This window comes from Paenibacillus nanensis (assembly GCF_003583765.1).
Classification (GTDB): domain Bacteria; phylum Bacillota; class Bacilli; order Paenibacillales; family Paenibacillaceae; genus Pristimantibacillus; species Pristimantibacillus nanensis.
Genome location: NZ_QXQA01000009.1, coordinates 199,418 through 220,272 on the forward strand (window position 1 = coordinate 199,418; position 20,855 = coordinate 220,272).

At 52.7% G+C, this 20,855-nt stretch carries 20 protein-coding genes; 1 reads left to right on the forward strand and 19 read right to left on the reverse strand.

Annotation, left to right across the window (positions count from 1 at the left end; all coding sequences use genetic code 11):
• Nucleotides 1–1,286: 1,286 nt before the first annotated feature.
• From topA to sucC, 4 genes are all read right to left on the reverse strand, one after another.
• Nucleotides 1,287–3,386 carry a type I DNA topoisomerase gene (topA, locus tag D3P08_RS15580; protein WP_119600619.1) on the reverse strand — a complete coding sequence of 700 codons (2,100 nt, stop codon included), beginning with the start codon at nt 3,384–3,386 and terminating at the stop codon, nt 1,287–1,289.
• Nucleotides 3,387–3,414: 28 nt separating this feature from the next.
• Nucleotides 3,415–4,548, reverse strand: a complete 1,134-nt coding sequence (gene dprA / locus D3P08_RS15585) for a DNA-processing protein DprA (protein WP_119600620.1) — start codon at nt 4,546–4,548, stop codon at nt 3,415–3,417.
• Nucleotides 4,549–4,719: 171 nt separating this feature from the next.
• A complete protein-coding gene (sucD, locus tag D3P08_RS15590; RefSeq protein ID WP_119600621.1) occupies nt 4,720–5,652 on the reverse strand; it encodes a succinate--CoA ligase subunit alpha in 933 nt (310 codons plus the stop codon).
• A gap of 61 nt (nt 5,653–5,713) precedes the next feature.
• Complete coding sequence (gene sucC / locus D3P08_RS15595; RefSeq protein ID WP_119600622.1) at nt 5,714–6,874, reverse strand: ADP-forming succinate--CoA ligase subunit beta; 1,161 nt, start codon at nt 6,872–6,874, stop codon at nt 5,714–5,716.
• A 318-nt stretch (nt 6,875–7,192) separates the two neighbouring features.
• Between sucC and D3P08_RS15600 the strand changes: the two genes are divergently transcribed.
• Entirely contained in the window at nt 7,193–8,755 is a 1,563-nt protein-coding gene (locus D3P08_RS15600) for a YifB family Mg chelatase-like AAA ATPase (RefSeq protein WP_119600623.1), read from the forward strand.
• Nucleotides 8,756–8,949: 194 nt separating this feature from the next.
• Here the strand turns inward: D3P08_RS15600 and D3P08_RS15605 are convergent, their stop codons facing one another.
• The 15 genes from D3P08_RS15605 to ftsY all read right to left on the reverse strand — a co-directional run bounded on the left by D3P08_RS15605 (nt 8,950) and on the right by ftsY (nt 20,808).
• Nucleotides 8,950–9,321 carry a YraN family protein gene (locus D3P08_RS15605; RefSeq protein WP_119600624.1) on the reverse strand — a complete coding sequence of 124 codons (372 nt, stop codon included), beginning with the start codon at nt 9,319–9,321 and terminating at the stop codon, nt 8,950–8,952.
• Entirely contained in the window at nt 9,311–9,616 is a 306-nt protein-coding gene (locus D3P08_RS15610; RefSeq protein WP_119600625.1) for an EscU/YscU/HrcU family type III secretion system export apparatus switch protein, read from the reverse strand. The genes D3P08_RS15605 and D3P08_RS15610 overlap by 11 nt, the downstream gene beginning before the upstream one ends.
• Nucleotides 9,613–11,484 carry a hypothetical protein gene (locus tag D3P08_RS15615; protein WP_119600626.1) on the reverse strand — a complete coding sequence of 624 codons (1,872 nt, stop codon included), beginning with the start codon at nt 11,482–11,484 and terminating at the stop codon, nt 9,613–9,615. The genes D3P08_RS15610 and D3P08_RS15615 overlap by 4 nt, the downstream gene beginning before the upstream one ends.
• Before the next feature lie 159 nt (nt 11,485–11,643).
• Nucleotides 11,644–12,294 carry a ribonuclease HII gene (locus tag D3P08_RS15620; protein WP_119600627.1) on the reverse strand — a complete coding sequence of 217 codons (651 nt, stop codon included), beginning with the start codon at nt 12,292–12,294 and terminating at the stop codon, nt 11,644–11,646.
• A 29-nt stretch (nt 12,295–12,323) separates the two neighbouring features.
• A complete protein-coding gene (gene ylqF, locus D3P08_RS15625) occupies nt 12,324–13,211 on the reverse strand; it encodes a ribosome biogenesis GTPase YlqF (RefSeq protein WP_119600628.1) in 888 nt (295 codons plus the stop codon).
• A 15-nt stretch (nt 13,212–13,226) separates the two neighbouring features.
• Entirely contained in the window at nt 13,227–13,919 is a 693-nt protein-coding gene (gene lepB / locus D3P08_RS15630; protein ID WP_119600629.1) for a signal peptidase I, read from the reverse strand.
• A gap of 97 nt (nt 13,920–14,016) precedes the next feature.
• Nucleotides 14,017–14,358, reverse strand: coding sequence for a 50S ribosomal protein L19 (gene rplS / locus D3P08_RS15635; RefSeq protein ID WP_119600630.1), 342 nt, complete (start codon nt 14,356–14,358; stop codon nt 14,017–14,019).
• 304 nt (nt 14,359–14,662) lie between these two features.
• Nucleotides 14,663–15,412: a tRNA (guanosine(37)-N1)-methyltransferase TrmD gene (gene trmD, locus D3P08_RS15640; RefSeq protein ID WP_119600631.1), complete on the reverse strand. Its 750-nt coding sequence runs from the start codon at nt 15,410–15,412 to the stop codon at nt 14,663–14,665.
• Between the two features lie 4 nt (nt 15,413–15,416).
• Complete coding sequence (gene rimM / locus D3P08_RS15645; RefSeq protein WP_119600672.1) at nt 15,417–15,941, reverse strand: ribosome maturation factor RimM; 525 nt, start codon at nt 15,939–15,941, stop codon at nt 15,417–15,419.
• Between the two features lie 93 nt (nt 15,942–16,034).
• Nucleotides 16,035–16,265 carry a KH domain-containing protein gene (locus tag D3P08_RS15650; RefSeq protein ID WP_119600632.1) on the reverse strand — a complete coding sequence of 77 codons (231 nt, stop codon included), beginning with the start codon at nt 16,263–16,265 and terminating at the stop codon, nt 16,035–16,037.
• A 25-nt stretch (nt 16,266–16,290) separates the two neighbouring features.
• The gene (rpsP, locus tag D3P08_RS15655) at nt 16,291–16,563 is read right to left on the reverse strand and encodes a 30S ribosomal protein S16 (protein WP_006036559.1); all 273 of its coding nucleotides are present in this window, start codon (nt 16,561–16,563) and stop codon (nt 16,291–16,293) included.
• A 40-nt stretch (nt 16,564–16,603) separates the two neighbouring features.
• On the reverse strand, nt 16,604–17,989 hold the full coding sequence (gene ffh, locus D3P08_RS15660; protein WP_119600633.1) for a signal recognition particle protein: 1,386 nt from the start codon (nt 17,987–17,989) through the stop codon (nt 16,604–16,606).
• On the reverse strand, nt 17,968–18,378 hold the full coding sequence (locus tag D3P08_RS15665; RefSeq protein ID WP_119600634.1) for a putative DNA-binding protein: 411 nt from the start codon (nt 18,376–18,378) through the stop codon (nt 17,968–17,970). Before D3P08_RS15665 ends, ffh begins: the two co-directional genes overlap by 22 nt.
• A 185-nt stretch (nt 18,379–18,563) precedes the next feature.
• Nucleotides 18,564–19,535 carry a hypothetical protein gene (locus tag D3P08_RS15670; protein ID WP_119600635.1) on the reverse strand — a complete coding sequence of 324 codons (972 nt, stop codon included), beginning with the start codon at nt 19,533–19,535 and terminating at the stop codon, nt 18,564–18,566.
• Between the two features lie 262 nt (nt 19,536–19,797).
• Nucleotides 19,798–20,808: a signal recognition particle-docking protein FtsY gene (gene ftsY / locus D3P08_RS15675; protein WP_119600636.1), complete on the reverse strand. Its 1,011-nt coding sequence runs from the start codon at nt 20,806–20,808 to the stop codon at nt 19,798–19,800.
• Nucleotides 20,809–20,855: the final 47 nt, after the last annotated feature.

The following is a 20,855-nucleotide window of genomic DNA, read 5'->3' on the forward strand; positions in this document are numbered from 1 at the left end:
GCTGCGCCCCTCTGGACACCCGCACGCAAAACGTAAGAGTGACAAAGCAGATGGAAGTCAGGTTACTGTACGGACACGCTTAGTCCCTTCGGGACAAGCTTGCGATGGCTGTCGATTAGTTAATGTAGGATTTCGGTTAAGTCCGTTCGTGCGTGCATACCAAGTTTGGTTGATTACATATGCCACTTAGAGCGCTCGACTAGATAAGATCGTGTATCGTACTTATTTACTCTGTTGGCAGCCTTCAAGAGCATTTAAGCTCGTGTGGCGTACCTATTTGCTCTGTGGGACGCAACCCCGAGCATTTAAGTTCGTGTGGCGGGCTTATTTGCTCTGTCGGCCATCTCCCCGAGCATTTAAGCTCGTGTGACGGGCTTATTTGCTCTATTGGCCGCCCTTCTGAGCATTTAAGCTCTTATGACGTGCTTATTTGCTCTGTCGGCCATCTCCTAGAGCATTTAAGCTCGTGTGGCGTACCTATTTGCTCTGTGGGCAGCCTTCCTGAGCATTTAAGCTCGTGTGGCGTACCTATTTGCTCTGTGGGACGCAACCCCGAGCATTTAAGCTCGTGTGGCGTACCTATTTGCTCTGTGGGACGCAACCCCGAGCATTTAAGCTCGTGTGGCGTACCTATTTCCTCTATTGGCGCCCTTCCTGAGCATTTAAGCTCGTGTGACGGGCTTATTCGCTCTGTTGGCCGCCTTCCCGAGCATTTAAGCTCGTGTGGCGTACCTATTTCCTCTATTGGCGCCCTTCCTGAGCATTTAAGCTCGTGTGACGGGCTTATTCGCTCTGTTGGCCGCCTTCCCGAGCATTTAAGCTCGTGTGGCGTACCTATTTGCTCTGTGGGACGCCTTCCTGAGCATTTAAGCTCGTGTGGCTACCTATTTGCTCTGTGGGACGCAACCCCGAGCATTTAAGCTCGTGTGGCGGGCTTATTTGCTCTGTCGACGCCTTCCAGAGCAACAAAGCTCGTATAACGCGCTTACCTTGCTCTGATGTGCAGCGTAGTGAACATTTTAGCCACCCACCAGCATGTCTTCTTCCCCTAACCCAATCAGCATGTCCCCACTTTGTAACTCTGACGTTTTTCAGACGGGTGTCCAGAGGGGCGCAGCTCATTGGGGCCCTCCCTTCCAAGGAGGGTTTGGGAGGGTACGAACTCCCTTTAGGGTTGGGGCCTTATAACAACATCATCCTCCCTGTGAAGGGAGGACGTGTAGGGGCTGGTTGCGTTATGCGGACCTATAACGGCAGTTAATAGCTGAGCGGCTCGCTGTGCAGCATTATGCCTGCTCTTCTTGATCGTCTTCCAGAATCTCTTCCGAATAGTCGCAAGAGACGCATTGCAGCTTAGCGCCGCTTCGGTTGCGCTTCTCGACAAGCGCGGCTTCACAGCTTGGGCAAGACTTGCCAGTCGGCTTATCCCAAGAAACGTAGTCGCAGCCAGGATATTGATCACAGCCGTAGAATATCCGGCCTTTCTTACTGCGCCGCTCGATAATTTTGCCTTCGGCGCATTTCGGGCAGCTGACGCCGATATCCTTCACGATCGGCTTTGTGTTTCGGCATTCCGGGAAGCCCGAGCAGGCCAAAAACTTACCGAAGCGGCCCATCTTGTACACAAGATGGCGGCCGCACTTTTCGCAGATTTCATCGGAAACCTCGTCCTGAAGCTCGACTTCCTTCATTTCCTCTTCGGCAACCTCTAGACGTTTCTCGAACGATTCATAGAAGTCGGACAGCACCCTCACCCAATCCGCCGTGCCTTCCTCGACGTGGTCAAGGTTATCCTCCATGTTCGCCGTAAACTCAACGTCCAGAATTTCGGGGAAAAATTCTTCCATAAGCTGATTCACTAACTCGCCCAGCTCGGTTGGGATAAACTTTTTCTCCTCAATCGCTACATAGCCGCGCTTTTGAATCGTTTCAAGAGTCGGCGCGTACGTGCTCGGACGGCCGATCCCCAGCTCCTCAAGCGTGCGAACGAGGCGGGCTTCCGAGTATCTCGGAGGCGGCTGCGTAAAATGCTGCTTCGGCTCAATGTCATCCGTCTTCACGGAATCGCCTTGCTTAAGCGGAGGAAGGAATTTGTGCTCCTCTTCCGTTCCGTCGTCGTTCCCTTCCACGTAAACCTTCATGAAGCCCGCGAATTTAATCTTGGAGCCATTCGCGCGGAAAACAGTGCTCCCTGCTTTCAGATCGACTGTCATCGTATCCAGCACGGCAGAAGACATTTGGCTGGACGTGAAACGTTCCCAAATAAGCTTATATAGACGAAGCTGATCCCGTGTCAAGAAAGGCTTCATCGACTCCGGGTCGCGATAGATCGAGGTTGGACGAATAGCCTCGTGAGCGTCCTGGGCGTTACTGTTTTTCTTCGTATATACCCGCGGCTGCTCCGGCGCGTAGTCCGCTCCGTATTTCTCCACGATATACGTCTTGGCTTCCTCTTGAGCTACCGGCGAAATCCGCGTGGAGTCCGTTCTCATATACGTAATGAGACCGACTGTCCCTTCTTTGCCGAGCTCAACGCCCTCGTACAGCTGTTGAGCGACGGACATCGTTTTGGAAGCCCGGAAACCGATTTTCCGTGCCGCCTCCTGCTGCAAGGAGCTAGTAATAAACGGAGGCGCCGGATTACGGAGACGCTCCTTCTCCTTCACTTCGACGACGGTAAAGGCTTGCTCGCCCATCGCCTTCAGCACTTCCTGCACATCAGCTTCCTTCGAAAGCTCGCGCTTTTCGCCGCCAATGGAATAATATTTCGCCTCGAACCCAACTCCGTTAAATACGAGCTTAGCGGTAATCGACCAATATTCTTCCGGGACAAAAGCTTCAATTTCATTCTCACGGTCAATGATCAGCTTCACAGCGACCGATTGCACCCGTCCGGCTGAGAGTCCCTTCTTCACTTTCTTCCATAATAAAGGACTGATTTTGTAGCCGACAAGACGGTCCAGTATCCTTCTCGCTTGCTGGGCGTTAACAAGGTCCATATTAATTTTTCGCGGGTGCTTGAAAGCGTCCTTTACGGCTTGCTTCGTTATTTCATTAAATACGACACGGCACGTGTCCGTCTCATTCAATTCCAAATAGTGGGCCAAATGCCACGCGATCGCTTCCCCCTCGCGATCGGGGTCGGCCGCGAGATATACGTTTTTTACTTTTTTGCGGGCATCCTTCAACTCTTTGAGCACGTTGCCTTTACCGCGAATCGTAATATATTTAGGATTAAAGCCGTTCTCGACTTCAACCCCGGTCTGGCTCTTCGGCAAATCACGAATATGCCCCATTGAAGCTTTGACGATATATTTGCTGCCCAAATACTTTCCGATCGTCTTGGCCTTTGCCGGTGATTCGACGATAACTAAGGAATCTGCCACGTGAGGTGCCTCCTCTCTTTACGACAAGTTACAATGCTATATATATGGATCCAGGCTGAAGCTCGATCTTCCGTTTTATACATAAATTTAGCAGAAGTGCGTTCAAATGTCCAAACGGAATAGCGGAGAGCTCATGCAGCTCGTTGATGCTTAGAGCTTGATCCTGCAGCAGCGCTACGATTTTTTGCTCCTCTACGCCAAGCGGCTCGCCTTGCTTCCCCTCGCCTTTGCCATCCGTCCCGCAGGATGGGACATACCGGTCTGCTTGCGTTCGAAGCCAAGGAAGCTCGTCGAAAATTTGCTCCGCTGCGCTCAAGAGGCGAGCTTTCCCTTCTCGTATCAGCTCGTTTGGCCCTTCGCTTTTTGGCGACGAGATCGGACCGGGAATCGCGAACAGCTCGCGGTCCATATCATGCGCGTGTTTGGCTGTGATCAGCGATCCGCTTTTGCGAGCGCCCTCCACCACAATCGTTGCCCGAGACAAAGCGGCAATAATGCGGTTACGCTGATGGAACTGCCCGGGATGCAGCTTCGTACCGATCGGGGTTTCGGAAATCAGCAAGCCATGCTCGGCGATTCTGCGGAACAACGAGTCATTCTCCGGAGGATAACATGTATCGATGGGAGTAGGCAATACGGCGATGGTGCCCCCAGGCCCCATCAGAGACGCTTCGTGAGCGAAGCTGTCCACACCCTTAGCCAATCCGCTTACGACCGTTATACCCGCTTCTGAAAGCTCCTGAGCCGTCTGGGCAGCCGTATGTCTGCCATAGGCGGTCGGAACACGCGTCCCAACGATCGCTACGGCCGGACGTTCAAGCAGCTCAAGCCTGCCTTTGGCATAGAGCACCCAAGGCGGCTGCGCATTCTCCCGGAGGATGGAAGGATAACCCGCATCGTAAGGCGTTAAAGTGACGGCGCCTGCCTGGCGTACGGCGGGAGACTCCTTCCTTGTCAGCTTCCAAGGCTCCTCCCTGAACAGCTTCGCAGCCGTCTCCGCTTGATCCCGTTTCAAGCCGATGGCAAGCAGATCTTCGACCGACCAGGAGTCCTTCTTCCACAGCTCGTGACGAACCGCTTTATCAACGGCGTGCCAACCGATCCCGGGAAGCTCATAAAAAGCGATAATCATTTGTCTGCATAATTGTTGCTCAAAATCCATTTGCGCCAACCCTTTCATAAAGGCCGGCCAGCATTCCTTTCCTATTGTGCGTTACAGAGCAGCAGAATGCAAGCGAGCCGTAAATTTATATGCCGAAAATTAAAAAAAGCAACCTCCCGAACACCCATTATAGAGGTGTCGAAAGGTTGCTTACCTTATCGAAAGCTTATGTTATTTGCGAGTAATGCACTTTTCAAGAAGGCCCTTCTCTTCCAGCACGCTTACAAGCGTGGAGCCCATTTCAGACGGAGTCGGAGCAACCTTAATACCGCAGCTTTCAAGCGTTGCGATTTTCTCGGCTGCTGTACCTTTGCCGCCCGAAATGATAGCGCCGGCATGGCCCATACGCTTTCCTGGAGGCGCAGTTGCGCCGCCGATGAAGCCGACTACCGGCTTCTTCATGTTCGCTTTGATCCATTCAGCCGCTTCTTCCTCAGCCGTACCGCCGATCTCGCCGATCATGATAACCGCATAGGTGTCAGGGTCGTCATTGAAACGGCTCAAAATATCGATGAACTCCGAGCCCTTAACCGGGTCGCCGCCGATACCGACAGCGGAGGATTGGCCGATACCGCGAGTTGTCAGCTGATGAACCGCTTCGTAGGTAAGGGTTCCGGAACGGGACACAACGCCTACATGGCCAACGGAATGGATGTAACCCGGCATGATGCCGATTTTGCACTCGCCAGGTGTAATAACGCCAGGGCAGTTCGGTCCGATGAGAACCGTCTTGCTGCCTTCCATATAGCGTTTTACTTTCACCATGTCAAGCACGGGAATGCCTTCCGTAATACAAATAACAAGATCCAGTTCGGCATCTACCGCTTCCATAATGGAGTCGGCTGCGAATGCCGGCGGTACATAAATGACCGAAGCCGTAGCGCCCGTCGCTTTTTTCGCTTCCAGAACCGTATTAAATACAGGCAGAGAAACAACCGAACCGTTCTCGAGCGTGATGTCTACGTTTGTGCCGCCTTTGCCAGGCGTTACGCCGCCGACCATTTGCGTGCCGTAATCGAGAGCACCTTTTGCGTGGAACATCCCCGTTTTGCCGGTGATGCCTTGAGTGATGACCTTTGTATCCTTATTGACCAAAATACTCAACTTAACTCACATCCCCTGATTGAATTCGTATGCGTATCGTCAGCAGCTTGCGCAAGCTGCATTATTTTACGAGTGCGACAATCTTTTGCGCGCCGTCAGCCATGGAATCCGCCGCGACGATGTTCAGGCCGGATTCGTTAAGCAGCTTTTTGCCAAGCTCGACGTTCGTGCCTTCCAGACGCACGACGAGCGGACGGTCCAGACCGAGTTCTCTCGCTGCGGCGATTACGCCTTCCGCGATAACGTCGCAACGCATGATACCGCCGAAAATGTTGACGAAAATGCCTTTTACTTTCTCGTCAGAAAGGATGATTTTGAACGCCTCGGTTACTTTCTCTTTCGTAGCGCCGCCCCCTACGTCAAGGAAGTTGGCCGGGTCGCCGCCGTAATATTTGATAATATCCATTGTCGCCATCGCAAGACCGGCGCCGTTAACCATACAGCCGATGTTGCCGTCCAGCGCGATATAGCTCAGGTCGTACTTGGATGCTTCGATTTCCTTCGGATCTTCCTCGTCCAGGTCGCGCAGCTCAAGAATATCCTTGTGGCGATAAAGCGCGTTGGAATCGAAGTTCAGCTTCGCGTCAAGCGCCATCACGTTGCCGTCGCCAGTTACAACGAGCGGGTTGATTTCTGCGATCGAGCAGTCTTTCTCAACGAAAGCCGTGTACAGAGCAAGCATGAATTTAACCGCCTTGTTCACCAGCTCGCCAGGGATGTTGATCGCGTAAGCCAGCTTGCGGGCTTGGAACGCTTGCATGCCGACAGCAGGGTCGATCACTTCTTTGAAAATTTTCTCTGGGCTATGCTCCGCTACTTCTTCGATCTCCGTGCCGCCCTCTTCGGAAGCCATCATCGTCACACGGCCAGTGCCGCGGTCAAGAACGACCCCGATATAATATTCTTTCTTAATATCGCAGCCCTGCTCGATGAGAAGGCGCTTTACTTCTTTGCCTTCAGGGCCTGTTTGGTGAGTGACAAGCACTTTGCCCAAAATTTCGCTTGCGTAAGCGCGTACCTCGTCCAGGTTTTTAGCAACCTTTACGCCGCCCGCTTTACCGCGTCCGCCTGCGTGAATTTGCGCTTTTACGACAACAACCGGCGTTCCGAGCGATTCTGCTGCCGCAACGGCTTCGTCTACGGAGAAAGCGACTTTACCCTCCGGCACGACTACACCATACTGTTTCAGTACCGCTTTGCCTTGATACTCGTGGATATTCATTGTTGAAATCCTCCATTTCACAGACTCGAATCAGTCATATGTACAAAAACCTTTACTATTGTAGCACTTTTGCTTGTACAATTCCTTATTTTTCTCCATGAAAGCGCAAGCTTTTTTGATATGAATTTCATCTCAAAACGAGATTAAACCCCGCCACGCCAACTAGTATAGCCCATCTCCCGCCTTTTAACCGCCAGGAATCTCCCTGTTTGACAGATATTGCGGTGCTTGTTACTATTAATCCATATCACAGTATTGGATTCGGTAAGGAAGCACCTTCTGAATTGGCTTTCATAAAGTCAATGGAGGTGCTTTTTTTTGTACAGTTTTACTCATAGCGCCAGCGTCATCGGCGTTGAAGGCAAGAGCATTTCGGTCGAGGTTGACATTAGCAGCGGACTTCCTCAAGTCAATATCGTCGGGCTGCCCGACCCCGCCGTTCGGGAATCCGTCGAGAGGGTCCGCTCTGCGCTCAAAAATAGCGGCTTCTTCTTTCCTATGGACCGCATTACCGTGAATCTGGCGCCGGCGGATTTACGGAAGGAAGGCACAGCCTTCGATCTCGCGATTGCTGCCGGCATTCTGACGGCGAGCGGTCAGCTGGAGCCCGAGCTGCTGCATGATACGCTGCTGATTGGCGAGCTTTCGCTTAACGGCGGTATCCGTCCCGTAACGGGCGTGCTCGCCATGATGGAGCAGGCGCAACGCATGGGCATGAAACGAGTGCTGCTGCCTTCAGGCAACCGTAGAGAGGCTGCCTGGATATCCGGTATCGCGATTTATGCCCTCTCTCATTTAAACGAGCTGAAGCCGCGTAACGGATTATCATCGTATTGGGAGCAGTTTGAGTCCGATGATGAGGGCTCGAATCGCGCGCAAGCTTCGTCGGCTAGAGCTGACCGCACACAGCGGGAGCAGGAGGATTTCGCGGACATCATCGGCCAGCACCAAGCGAAACGAGCGATGCTGATCGCAGCGGCCGGCAAGCATAATATTCTGCTTAGTGGACCGCCGGGAACGGGGAAAACGATGATGATCCGGCGTCTCCCCGGCATCCTCCCTCCGTTATCCGAGCAGGAAGCGCTTGAGGTTACGAAAATATACAGCGTGGCGGGAAAGCTGCCCGAAGGCGCTGGCGGTTTGATGCGCAACCCGCCGTTCCGTTCCCCCCACCACAGCATTTCAACGGGCGGGTTAATCGGCGGCGGAACGATTCCGAAGCCTGGCGAAGTGACGCTAGCGCATCGCGGGGTGCTGTTCTTAGACGAGCTTCCCGAATTTCCGCGGATGGTTCTTGAGCTGCTGCGGCAGCCGCTGGAAGACCGGATCGTTACGATAGCGAGAGCCCGGGCGACGGTGCAGTTCCCGGCAAGCCTGATGCTTGCGGCATCCTTTAATCCTTGTCCCTGCGGCTATTATGGCCATGAGTTCGGCGAGAAGCGGTGTACATGCAGCGCATCAGCCATTGCCCGCTATCGCGCCAGACTGTCCGGCCCTCTGCTCGACCGGCTCGATCTTCAATTGGAGGTGCCGAGACCTCTCTCTTTCGAGCGGGAGCAAGGAGAGAATATTATGACATCGGCGATGCTTCGCGGGCAAGTCGCGGCCGCCCGGGCGTTACAGGCCGAGCGCAATCGAAAATACGGAGTCATCTGCAACAGTGAGTTATCGGGGGAAGGACTACGAAAAGCGGTGCATCTCAAACCGGACGCGCGCAAATTGATGGATGACGCCTTTCAAGTGCTTGGCATCAGCATGCGCGCCCATGACCGGCTGTTAAAGCTCGCCCGAACGATTGCGGATATTGAAGGCAGCGCTTCGGTCGAAAGTATTCACGTGGCAGAAGCGATTCAATACAGGCGGCTGGATCCTAAGCTCTAATTTAGGATTGTTCCGAAAATACATGCAAGGACATCCATCTGTCTCCAAGCTGGATGTCCGATCACGAGGCACGAAGCAGCGAATTCCTTTCTGATATCTTTTACATATCCAGATTGATTCGAACACGCGCAGTAAAAAAGCCCCGAGAGGGGCTCTAAGTGATTAGGACATACGCATTTACTCCACGTTTGTTTTTAAAATGCGGCCTCATAATGGCTGTAAGCTTGGATGGTGCCATCCAGCCCGATCGTAAGGGTAATGACATCGAAGCGAATGGCGGCGTCCCGTTGATTCGTTGCCGCCATATAGGCTTGCGCCAGGCTCCTGACTTGACGCTGTTTTTTGAAATCTACAGACTCGGCCGCCGTACCATAGCGTCCTCCGCTGGCAGCGCTCCTCGCCCTCACCTCAATAAAAACAAGCCTCTCGCCATGCTGTGCGACCAGATCCAGCTCGCCAAATCTAGACCGCCAGTTAACTGCTTGGATGATATAGCCTTCCTGCTCCAGCCTCCTACGGGCTTCCGCTTCACCCAGCTTTCCAAGCCGCTGCCGGTTAACGCTCATCGTTCCAATCCCTCGCTTTTCGGTCGGATTGATAGACGAAGCTTAAAATTTCCGCCACAAGCGTGTAAAGCTCCGGCGGGATTTCCTGGTCGACATCAAGCTTGGACAACACTTCGACCAAGGAGGCGTCCTCCTGTACCGGAACGCCGCTATCCTTTGCCGTCTCTAATATTTGATCCGCGATATGGCCTTTGCCTTTTGCGACGACGACCGGAGCGTTTCGTTTGCCAGGCTCATATTTCAGGGCGACCGCTTTCCGAATAGATGAACGTTCTTCATGATTTTTAGTGCTCATGCCCGGAAGTCCACTCCTTTATACCTCGTAGAGGCGAACTGCGACAGATCGGGCGGCGCCGGTATTTTACCTTTCATTGGCGCCTCGGCTGCGGCCCCTTCCTCATTTCGTTTCGGAAGCGGCGTCGTCCTCAGAGACAACAGCTGATAACCCGTTGCCTGCAGCCGATCTGCAATTTCGGATTTGGATCCCTCGACTAGCTCTGTAATGGCGGGATGATCGTTCCAAATATTAAGACTTACGATTTTATCTGCAATATTGACGTCTACCAGCGTGTCTCCAAGCGATGACATCGTTAAATTAAATAATAGCCGGCAATTCTCGGCATCGAGCTCCCCGCGCTTGCCGCGCCGGGTTTGGATATGAACGGAGGCCGTAGAGCCTCCCTTTGCGTCCTGGAAAGGGATAAACATCGTAACATGCGTGAATACGGAGCTATTGCGTTCCGGCGTAAGCAGCAGCTGCTGCCCCGTAATTTGTTGAACGAGCTGCTGAGCCGTCTCTTTAATGGCGGCAGGCGTGTCGTTTGCCCCCGTCAAAGACATAAGGGCGCTTTTTAACGTTTCGACAGAAGCATTGGCATTCTGAGTACCGTTCAAAATATCGTCGCCCGAAATTGGCAAATCAGCCGCGAGATGAGCTCCACTTCCGGCTTGAAGGTGTACGGGTCTCGCTTCCCCCGCGCCAGGCTGGAGCGCCTCACCGCTTCTCGGCAAGCCCCCGCCTGCCACGGCGTCCAGGCGCTGACGCAGAGCCGCATTGTTTGCGTGCATATTCGTCTCAGAATCGCCATTTGCTGATTCCGTCACCACGCCCTGTCCTGGTCCCGCGCCTTGACCCGGCTTCGCCGAAATGCCCCCGTCCGGCTGATTCGCTTGCCCGCTAACGAGAGTCTCCGATTGGGCCGCTGCCGGCGCGATCGCAGTAGCGGCCTTTGCCAGCTGATGCTCATGGTCGACACCGAGCCATTTCATCATGCCTCCGAGCCAGTTGGAGCCGCCTCCTGCCGGTTGCGCGCCTCGCCCGCCGCTATGCCCATTAGCAGCATGATCGTCCGCCGCAGCCAAGGCCTGCGAACTCCCGCGAACCATCGTCATCGCTTCGTTCGACGCCGATTGACCGGGTGCATTCCCACCCCGCGATACGCCTAACGTTTCATTGTCTTGAGATGCGAGCGCGCCTCGCATCATTGCAGCGCCTTGCTCCAACAACGCCAACACGCGTGCTCCCGCCTGCTTTACAGCCGCCGCTTCGCCCTTGCCGAGACTTTCGTTAGCGGCGCCAATAAACTCGCTAAGCTGACGCTGCAACGTGTCCAGGAGCTCATGGACAGGCTTGCCGAACATCGTCTGCCCCATTGAGGCAACCGTTGTGCCGGTCATCGGAAGTCCGCGTTTGAATGTAGCGGCGGCGGCATTCATCCACTGCTCTTGATCCGCGCCTTTTGGCATTGCGGCAGCGGCCTCCTGAAAGGACTGTGCCGTCGCCCGGTTAAACGGAAATCCTTCCTTTCTTAAATCCTTTATAATATCAAGAGCCCATTTTTGATCGGGCATGCCAAGCATTTTGGCCAAATCGCGGAACGTGTCATCGAGCAAGCCAGAGACGCTGGGATCTACCGCTTTCAGCACAACGAGCGATCCTGTTGATTCCGGCTGCACCTGAAGCAGCGCAGTTTGCCCTGCTGAGAGCGGCAGCTCCAGCTTGGCTCGCACCTGCACACCGTTGATTTGGATTAAAGCCTCGTTATTTTCAAGCGTCTGCAGCACAACGCCGCGAACCATTTGACCGATCTTGAGCTCCATCGCCCGAACATCGCCGCTGACCGCTTCGCCCAGAAGCCCTCTCATGATTTGACTGATATTCACGTATGTAATCTCCTCCGCCGGTGAATCGCATCCTCAAAAAGTTGTCTACATCCTTTATCGGCAAATACGCCGCCTGCCTGAAGGGCGCAGTGAAGCAATAAAAAAGCTTGTTTATCAGCGCGCTCCCGTACAGGGCGTTCTTCGCCGATAAACAAGCCTTTAGCCTTCCTTCAACCATTCTTCATTCCTTACATTCATTTCATCCATTTGGTCCATTTCACCCAGCAGCTTGCGCAGGAACGTTCTTCGATGAAGCTCGCTTGGACCGTATTGCAGCAGCCGCTCGCGATGAAGCTTCGTGGCGTATCCCTTATGTATAGCAATGCCGTATTCAGGAAAACGTTCCTCCCATTCGCCTTCACACAGCCGGTCTCGGGTAACTTTCGCCATAATGGATGCCGCGGCAATGGATTGGCTGGTCGCATCCCCTTTAATAATGGCCTGCTGCGGCAGAGGCAAATCCACTTTCTCGGCATCTACAAGCAAATAATCGGCCGAAGCGCTAAGCGATTCTACCGCCAGCTTCATCGCCAGACGCGCAGCTTGCTTGATGTTGATCCGGTCGACCGTCTCGGCGTCAACACGCGCTACGGACCAAGCGACCGCTTTCTCCGAAATGACGTCGTATAGCTGCTCCCGCTTTTTTTCGGAAAGCTTCTTGGAATCGTTAATGCCTTCAATCTCGATCCCCGGCGGCAAAATAACCGCACCCGCAACGACGTCCCCGAACAGACAGCCTCGCCCGACTTCGTCCACGCCCGCAATTCGGGCATAGCCTTCTTCCCATACCGCACGTTCTAAATGAAGCACGTGCTATTCCCCCGTTTCTCCTCTTAACCCTATACTTCTCTGGCAGGCATATCATCATAAGGAGCTTCGAGCGTAATACGCCCAAGCTTTCCAGCTCTTAAGTCCCTTAAAATAATACCTGATGCTTTCTCCAGATCGACGCGGCCGCCTCCCATTAAGCAGCCCCGTTTGCGCCCGATATCCTCCATCACTTGGACAATTTGCTCATTGTCCTCCGGATCCGACGGCGCGTTGTCCAGCTCATAACGTTCCTTCAATACCTTCCAGTAGCGCCCTGCCAGCTCTCTTACCGCAAAAAAAGCGATATCGTCGATATTCAAAATTTGCTCCCTGATTGCGCCGGTCATCGCCAGGCGGTAACCGACCAGCTGGTCTTCGAACTTCGGCCATAAAATACCGGGAGTATCCAGCAGCTCCATTTCGGTGCCGACTTTTATCCACTGCTGTCCTTTCGTAACGCCCGGTTTATCGCCCGTCGCCGCAATATTACGGCCGGCCAAACGATTGATAAGCGTAGACTTGCCTACATTCGGGATGCCGACGATCAATCCCCGAACCGCACGCGGATTCATGCCTTTTGCGATTTGCTTTGCAATTTTTTCGTGCAAAATTTCTTTCGCCTTGATCGGAATCTCATTCACTCTTGTGCCTGTGGACGAGTCTACCGCTACGCATTCATGTCCTTCATGAGCGAAGTACGCCATCCACTGCTCTGTCGCTCGCGGATCCGCCAAATCGGATTTGTTCAGCACGATCAACCGCGGTTTTCCTTGTAAAATATCGTCAACCATCGGATTTCGGCTCGATAGCGGCACTCTTGCGTCAAGCAGCTCGATCGCAATGTCGATCAGCTTTAATTTCTCTTGGATTTGTCTCTTGGCGCGGGTCATATGACCCGGAAACCATTGAATGGTCATGCCATCACCTCATGTCTAGTACCGATGCTTGATGAAACTTAGTTTGTCGAGCGGCCAGAAAATCATATCCGCGCGTCCGACGATTTCGTCGTCCTTTACAAATCCGATTACGCGGCTGTCCGTGCTGTCATCGCGATTATCGCCTAATGCAAAGATTGTTCCTTCCGGCACGACCATCTCTTGCACGTTATCGTTCGGGAAGTTATATCGTGGGCCCTCGCCATTATATAAGCCGCCGTTTGCATGCGCTTCTTGGATGGCAGCCTTTATATAGGGTTCCTCAACAAGCTGATCATTAATATAGAGCTCGTCACCTTCCAGACGAATCTTATCCCCTGGAACGCCGATCACTCGCTTAATAAACTTCCGGCCTTGCTCGGGCACATCAAATACGACAACTTCCCCGAACTTTGGCTCCCGGAACGTATAAATAATTTTATTGACAATCAGACGTTCACCCGTCTCAAAATTAGGCTGCATGGACGGACCGTCTACAATAAACGGAGAAAACAGAAATTGGCGGATAAAGAAAACCAGCACGACGGCAATGACAAGCGCTTTGATCCATTCCACAATTTCCTTATAAGCTCCGCTTTTCCGTTTCGGTGAAGGGCGCTTCCCGAGATCATCGCTATGCGCGTTCACGTCTTCGCTCACTTCGTTTGCAACGTTTATGTTATCCTCTTCGTTTCGATGCTGTGAATCCATGAATTCGCCTTCTTTCTTTGACGACTTAGTATGTAATCGAACCTTTAAAGAAAACGAAAAGGGGCTTGTTTGCGCAAGCCCCTCTTGACGTTTCATCTTAGCGAATCTCTTTAATTCTAGCAGCTTTACCGCGCAGGTTACGAAGGTAGTACAGCTTAGCGCGACGTACTTTACCGCGACGTGCTACTTCGATTTTGTCGATCTTAGGCGAATGAAGCGGGAACGTTCTTTCCACGCCTACGCCGTAAGAGATTTTGCGTACAGTAAAAGTTTCGCTGATGCCGCCGCCGCGACGTTTGATAACGACGCCTTCGAACAGCTGGATACGCTCGCGCGATCCCTCGATAACTTTAACGTAAACCTTCAGCGTATCGCCAGGGCGAAAGCTTGGAAGATCTTGACGCAATTGCTCTTGCGTAATTGCTTGTACGATATTCACTCTCGTTCACTCCTTCCACCATAGACGTTCATGTAAGCTCCCGAGCTCTATCAGAGTCGATCATGGCTTATAGCGGACCGTCCGTCTTTACGAACAACATTAGAAATTTTACCATAGATATTAGCACAAATCAACAGGTTTCTTACACCCGTTCCTTCATGTTTTTAAATTTGATAGAATCTCGTATGGGCATCGTTCTTATCTTGCTGGATAACGTTCGCATGGGGGCTTGCGATATTTACTTTTCGAGTATTCAACAAAAATCAATATTGGTTATGTACATCGTTTCCGTTTCTATTCTACTCTATACATCCGAATGCCGAGCGGAATCCGCCATTTCCTTCAGCCACTTCCGCTCCTTCGCGGTAAGCTCGACTTTCTCCAGCATATCCGGCCGTCTCCTAAGCGTCCGAAGCAGCGATTGCTCCCTGCGCCAAGCCTCGATTTTGGCATGATGGCCGGACACTAATATATCGGGCACGCTCCAGCCGCGAAATTCCGGAGGCCTCGTATAATGAGGATGCTCCAGCAATCCCGTGCTGTAAGAATCGGTCACGGCCGAAGTTTCATTACCCAGCACGCCAGGCAGCAGCCTGACGACGCTGTCAATAACGGCCATCGCCGGGATTTCGCCGCCTGTCAGCACATAATCGCCTATGGAAAGCTCGTCTGTCACCAGATGCTCGCGGATCCGTTCATCGTAGCCTTCGTAATGCCCGCATATAAGCACGAGATGCGACTCCTTCGACAATTCCTCCGCCTTGCGCTGCGTGAAGGTTTCGCCCTGCGGGCACATCAGAATGACGCGAGGTTTCGCTTCCGGCTCCACCTGAAGATCCTCGACCGCCGCGAAGACAGGCTCCGGCTTCAGAACCATACCGCCTCCGCCGCCGTAAGGATAATCGTCAACCGTATTGTGCTTATTGTTCGCATAGTTACGGAAATTGACGGCTTGCAGCGAAACAATTCCTTTCTCCTTCGCTTTGCCCAGAATGCTGGCGCCGAATACGCCTTCGAACATTTCCGGGAACAGCGTGAGCACATCGATCTTCATCGCCTTACATCAATCCTTCCATTAACCGAACCGTCACTAGCTTGTCCGCCACGTTTACATTCAGCACGACGTCGTCGATAAAAGGCAGAAGAAGCTGCTTGCCTTTCCCTTTCGAAGGATCTACAACCCAAACGTCATTTGCGCCCGGACTTAAAATTTCGGAGATTTTGCCGAGCTCTTCGCCTTCTTCGGTTACGACGGAGCACCCGATGATCTCGTGGTAGTAGTATTCTCCTTCCTCCAGCTCCCCTTGCTGAGATTCCGGAATTTTCAGCGACCAGCCTTTAAACTTCTCGACTTCGTTTATGTTATCGAAACCTTCCAGCTTCAGAAAGTACACATTTTTCTGCTCGCGCGAGCCGGCGACCTTCACTTCGCGCGCTTCTCCGGTTTGTTCGTTCACCATAAACAGCTTGCTGCCCGGGGCAAACCGTTCCTCAGCGAAATCCGTCTGCGGCAGCACCTTAATATCTCCCCGAATGCCATGCGTATTCACAATTTTGCCTACGGTATACATTTTCTCGTTCATGCTCTCCAGCCCTTCTTCCATTAAGTTACTGCTATTATAACATGACAAAAAGGGTCAGGACATTCGTCCCGACCCTTAAGCCATGCGTTCGGATTATGAATTAATATCAACGATGACGCGTTTGCTCGATTTGACCGACGCCGACGTTACAACCGTCCGTATCGCCTTCGCTATACGGCCTTGTTTGCCGATAACTTTCCCGATGTCGTCCGGATGGACCGAAAGCTCATAAACCGTGCTGCGTTCATCGTCCTTCACACCGACTCGCACCTCATCTGGATGATCCACCAAAGCCTTCGCTATGACAAGAATTAAATCTTTCATCACAAAGCCCTCCGCTCTTCAACAGTTACTTCTGTTGCTTAAGCTCATGGAACTTCTTCAGAACACCAGCTTTGGAAAGCAGATTGCGAACAGTGTCAGATGCTTGCGCGCCAGTTTGCAGCCATTTAAGAGCCTTCTCTTCGTCAATGTTGACTTGAGCCGGCTGTGCAACCGGGTTGTAAGTACCGATCTCTTCAATAAAACGTCCATCACGCGGGGAACGGGAATCCGATACAACGACGCGGTAGAAAGGTGCTTTGTGAGCGCCCATACGTTTCAAGCGAATACGTACTGCCATTTTCATTCACCTCCTTCAAAAAATACGATACCGTTATGGTTTAGAACGGGAATTTCATATTGCGGCCGAGCATGCCTTTTAAACCTTTCATGCCCTTCTTGCCTTTGGGGCCCTTCGGCCCCATCATCGACGAGAATTGCTTCATCATCTTGCGCATATCGTCGAATTGCTTGATCAGCCGATTCACTTCCACAATGGTCGTGCCACTGCCCGCAGCGACGCGCTTGCGCCTGCTGTGATTCAGCAGCTCCGGCTTCTGCTTCTCTTCCTTCGTCATGGAACGAACGATCGCTTCAATCCGGCCGAGCTGCTTCTCGTCCACCTTCAAATCCTTCATGCCGCCCTTCATCTTGTTCATGCCAGGCAGCATATCCATGATTTGATCGAGGGGTCCAAGCTTTCGCACCTGCTCCATCTGCTCCAGGAAGTCATCGAATGTAAATTCCGCGGTGCGCATCTTGCGTTCCATCTCCGCCGCTTTATCCGCGTCAATGCCGGCTTGCGCTTTCTCAATAAGCGAGAGCATGTCGCCCATGCCGAGAATCCGGGAAGCCATCCGTTCAGGATGGAACGGCTCAAGCGAATCGATCTTTTCGCCCATTGCGGCGAATTTGATCGGCTGCCCCGTAACCGCCTTAACCGACAGCGCCGCGCCGCCTCTCGTATCGCCGTCAAGCTTCGTAAGCACGACGCCTGTCAGCTCGAGCTGCTCATGGAAGCTTTGCGCAACGTTAACCGCGTCTTGACCCGTCATGGCGTCAACAACGAGAAGAACCTCATCCGGCTTCACGTTCGCGTGGATGAGCTTCAGCTCATTCATCAGCTCTTCGTCGATATGCAAACGTCCGGCGGTATCGAAAATAATATAATCGTTGCCGTTCTCCTTCGCATGCTGGAGACCCGACTTTGCAATGTCGACCGGCGAGGTTTGATCGCCCATCGAGAACACCGGCGCGCCAATTTGTTCGCCCAGCACTTGGAGCTGTTTAATTGCCGCAGGCCGGTAAATATCGCACGCGACGAGAAGCGGCTTATGATTGCCCTTCTGGAGCAAACGGGCCAGCTTTCCGGACGTCGTCGTCTTACCTGCGCCTTGCAAGCCTACCATCATGATGACTGTCGGAGGCTTGTTCGCCTTTGCGAGCTTCGCCTGTGTGCCGCCCATCAGCTGCGTCAATTCTTTATTGACGATGTCAATGATGACCATACCCGGCGTAAAGCTCTTGGAAACCTCCAAGCCAATAGCCTGTTCCTTCACTTTGGCGATGAAGTCCTTCACAACCTTAAAGTTAACGTCAGCCTCCAGAAGCGCCAAACGAACCTCGCGCATCGCCTCGTTAACATCGTCTTCAGAAACCTTGCCTTTGCCTCTCAGCTTGCTGAATACGCTTTGCAGCCGGTTGCTTAAGCTTTCAAATGCTGCCATGAACTCTCGCCTCCTTCCTTCGCCGTTCCTTCTGCCGCTCGGAATTGTCCGATGGCTTCTATAAGGGATCGCTTATCCCATTCATTCGTCACGATCGCATTCACATCCTGCTCCAGCTTATCCGCAAGCCTCATCAGCCGCTCATGCTTTTCGAGCAAGGAAAGCTTCTCTTCGTAGCTCTCAAGCGCGCCTTCCGCGCGTTTGATATTATCGTAGACAGCCTGACGGCTGATCCCGAATTCCGAAGCGATTTCGCCAAGCGAAAAATCGTCGTGATAATAATAAGTAAGTATAGTGCGCTGCTTCTCAGTCAGCAAGCTTTCGTAGAAGTCGAACAGCAAATTAATTCTTGTCGTTCTGGCCAAGGCATCCGGTTCGTTCTCCTTCATCGCCTTCGCCTCCTTCACTTTCGCCGTTTGTCCTGACCGTCAAGGGAATTCCCTTTACAGCTTCGTTCAACGTTTCTTATCATACATGATGGCGATTGCCCCTGTCAAGTAAATGACCTTGTCGGCAAAAAAAAGAAACCCGGACAGCTCTTCGCCCAGGTTTCCATTCCATGCAAGCCTTATTTTTATTCTTCCGTGTAGCCGGCCGAAGCGTCGATGCTGACCGTTTTGGCCGACTCATCCCACAGGACGGCGAAATTAATAACCTTCGCGATATCTCTAAGCTTAAAGTAATTGTTGCCGCCAATATTGTAAGCCGTGATCGTGACTTCTTCCCCATTCAAAAATACGCCGGACGCGCTAAGCTTGCCTTTTTTGCTCGAAGCATCGCCGGAGACGGCCAGCTCGTTGCCGACGGGCGTGTACGCTGTCTCTGTCAGAAGATCGATCACATTAAATTCCGCGTCCCACGTTACCTCAAATTGCTTTGCCGAGCCGTTCAGCGCCATTGCAAGGTCGCGCAGCTTGAAGTAGTTGTTGCCGCCGATATTATAAGCTTCGAACGCAACTTGCTTGCCGTTTACCAGCACTTTGGAGGATGTAGGTTTAGCCGTTACAGCCGCGGCCGGTTTCGGGGCGGCAGGCTGACCGCTTCCGCCCTGGTCGAAAACGAAGTTAATTTCGTAGAAGTAATCCAGCCCCTCGCCATCAGCGGTCGTTACGTTGAAGTCGAACGTAAACACCTCGTCCACTATTTTGTCCATCAAATCTTTTTCGATTGAATAGACGATTTTGCCGTTCTCGAACTCGCCGTAGAACGAAGTAAGCTGACCTTCGCCATAGATGCCGGGGTACGAATCGACCGCAAACGCGTCGGTTTTGTCCGTCGTAATTTCGAATAACGTGTACGTTCCGTCGCTGTTCGGCTTCGGTACCTCCATTTTAATCGCGTCTACCTCAAAAGGCATACCGTCGATATCTGTTCCCTTTGCTGTCGTCAGCTCGATAAAGCCGGGAATATGGATTTGGTAGCCGGAGCCTTCATTGGCAATATCGAAGGTTTCGATATGGTCTTCGGCAGCGGATACAGGCAGAGCCAGACTTGCGAAAAGCAGCATGACGGCAATCAGAACGGATAAACCTTTGTTTCTTTTCATGAATAGCAGCCTCCTAATAGAGAAATAAGAAAAAATAGGGCACGGGACCCAGCACTGTCCATTGTAATGGAGCGGTTGCGATAAATCTACCAAATTTTGCGAGAGCTCCTCATCTTAACTCTAATCAATAAGATGTTTTTCGCTAAAATGGCCGACTTCGCTAAAAGCGTCCGCTTCATTGGCGGGCTGGATGACGGTATGACACTAAGCGCAAAAAACGCCATTCGCCAACCTGGATAAGGTCTGCGAATGGCGTTAAATTTTATGACGGATCTGTTGTTTGCTGCTCTCCGGCTTCACGGCTAATCAATCCGGCGAACAATGCGTGAACGAACTGCTCGGAATCGAACGTCTGCAGGTCGCCCATTTTTTCGCCTAGACCGACCAGTTTAACCGGCAGGTTCAGCTCGTTGCGAATCGCGACGACGATGCCTCCTTTAGCCGTACCGTCCAGCTTGGTGAGCACGAGCCCGGTTACGCCGCTTTTCTCCCCGAACAGCTTAGCCTGGCTGAGCGCATTCTGGCCCGTCGTCGCGTCAAGCACGAGCAGCACCTCGTGCGGAGCATCCGGCAGCTCGCGCTGGATGACGCGGAAAATTTTGTTCAGCTCTTCCATCAGGTTCGTCTTGTTCTGCAAGCGTCCTGCCGTATCGCATAGCAGGACGTCCACCTTGCGCTGCTTCGCTGCTTGTACGGCGTCAAACATAACTGCAGCCGGATCCGCGCCCGATGACTGCTTGATGACATCTACGCCTACGCGCTGCCCCCAAACCTCGAGCTGCTCAATCGCGCCTGCGCGGAACGTATCGCCTGCAGCGAGCAGCACGTTTTTGCCTTCGCTCTTGAAACGGTGCGCCAGCTTGCCGATCGTCGTCGTCTTGCCGACGCCGTTGACGCCAACGAACAGAATAACCGTAATCTGGCCTTCAGGCGCCATGCGCAGCTCGGCATGATCGTCGCCCTTCAACAGCTCGATCAGCTTTTCGGACAAAATCGGCTGCAGCTCCGCGGCGTTTTCGATTTTCCGTTTTTTCACTTCCGCCCTCAGGTCGTCGATCAGCTTCATAACGGTCGTGACCCCGACGTCCGCGCCAATCAGAATCTCCTCGAGCTCCTCGTAAAATTCCTCGTCGATTTTTTTGCGGCGGGTAATCAGCTCCTCGACCCTCTCCACAAACGCCGTGCGTGTCTTCGACAGGCCTTCCTTGAATACATTCGTTACCGCTTCCGTCTTCGAAGCGATGCTTTCTTTCAGCTTTTTAAAAAAACTCATGCCAGCGGCTCCTCCATCCTGACCTCGCCTTGACGATCAAGGCATTT

Excerpts from the sequence above, each read along its gene's own strand:
- dprA (WP_119600620.1), bottom strand. The coding sequence starts at position 4,548 with ATGGATTTTGAGCAACAATTATGCAGACAAATGATTATCGCTTTTTAT.
- sucC (WP_119600622.1), bottom strand. The coding sequence starts at position 6,874 with ATGAATATCCACGAGTATCAAGGCAAAGCGGTACTGAAACAGTATGGT.
- D3P08_RS15605 (WP_119600624.1), bottom strand. The coding sequence starts at position 9,321 with ATGAGCGTTAACCGGCAGCGGCTTGGAAAGCTGGGTGAAGCGGAAGCC.
- D3P08_RS15610 (WP_119600625.1), bottom strand. The coding sequence starts at position 9,616 with ATGAGCACTAAAAATCATGAAGAACGTTCATCTATTCGGAAAGCGGTC.
- ylqF (WP_119600628.1), bottom strand. The coding sequence starts at position 13,211 with ATGACCATTCAATGGTTTCCGGGTCATATGACCCGCGCCAAGAGACAA.
- lepB (WP_119600629.1), bottom strand. The coding sequence starts at position 13,919 with ATGGATTCACAGCATCGAAACGAAGAGGATAACATAAACGTTGCAAAC.
- trmD (WP_119600631.1), bottom strand. The coding sequence starts at position 15,412 with ATGAAGATCGATGTGCTCACGCTGTTCCCGGAAATGTTCGAAGGCGTA.
- rimM (WP_119600672.1), bottom strand. The coding sequence starts at position 15,941 with ATGAACGAGAAAATGTATACCGTAGGCAAAATTGTGAATACGCATGGC.
- D3P08_RS15650 (WP_119600632.1), bottom strand. The coding sequence starts at position 16,265 with ATGAAAGATTTAATTCTTGTCATAGCGAAGGCTTTGGTGGATCATCCA.
- rpsP (WP_006036559.1), bottom strand. The coding sequence starts at position 16,563 with ATGGCAGTACGTATTCGCTTGAAACGTATGGGCGCTCACAAAGCACCT.
- ffh (WP_119600633.1), bottom strand. The coding sequence starts at position 17,989 with ATGGCAGCATTTGAAAGCTTAAGCAACCGGCTGCAAAGCGTATTCAGC.
- D3P08_RS15665 (WP_119600634.1), bottom strand. The coding sequence starts at position 18,378 with ATGAAGGAGAACGAACCGGATGCCTTGGCCAGAACGACAAGAATTAAT.
- D3P08_RS15670 (WP_119600635.1), bottom strand. The coding sequence starts at position 19,535 with ATGAAAAGAAACAAAGGTTTATCCGTTCTGATTGCCGTCATGCTGCTT.
- ftsY (WP_119600636.1), bottom strand. The coding sequence starts at position 20,808 with ATGAGTTTTTTTAAAAAGCTGAAAGAAAGCATCGCTTCGAAGACGGAA.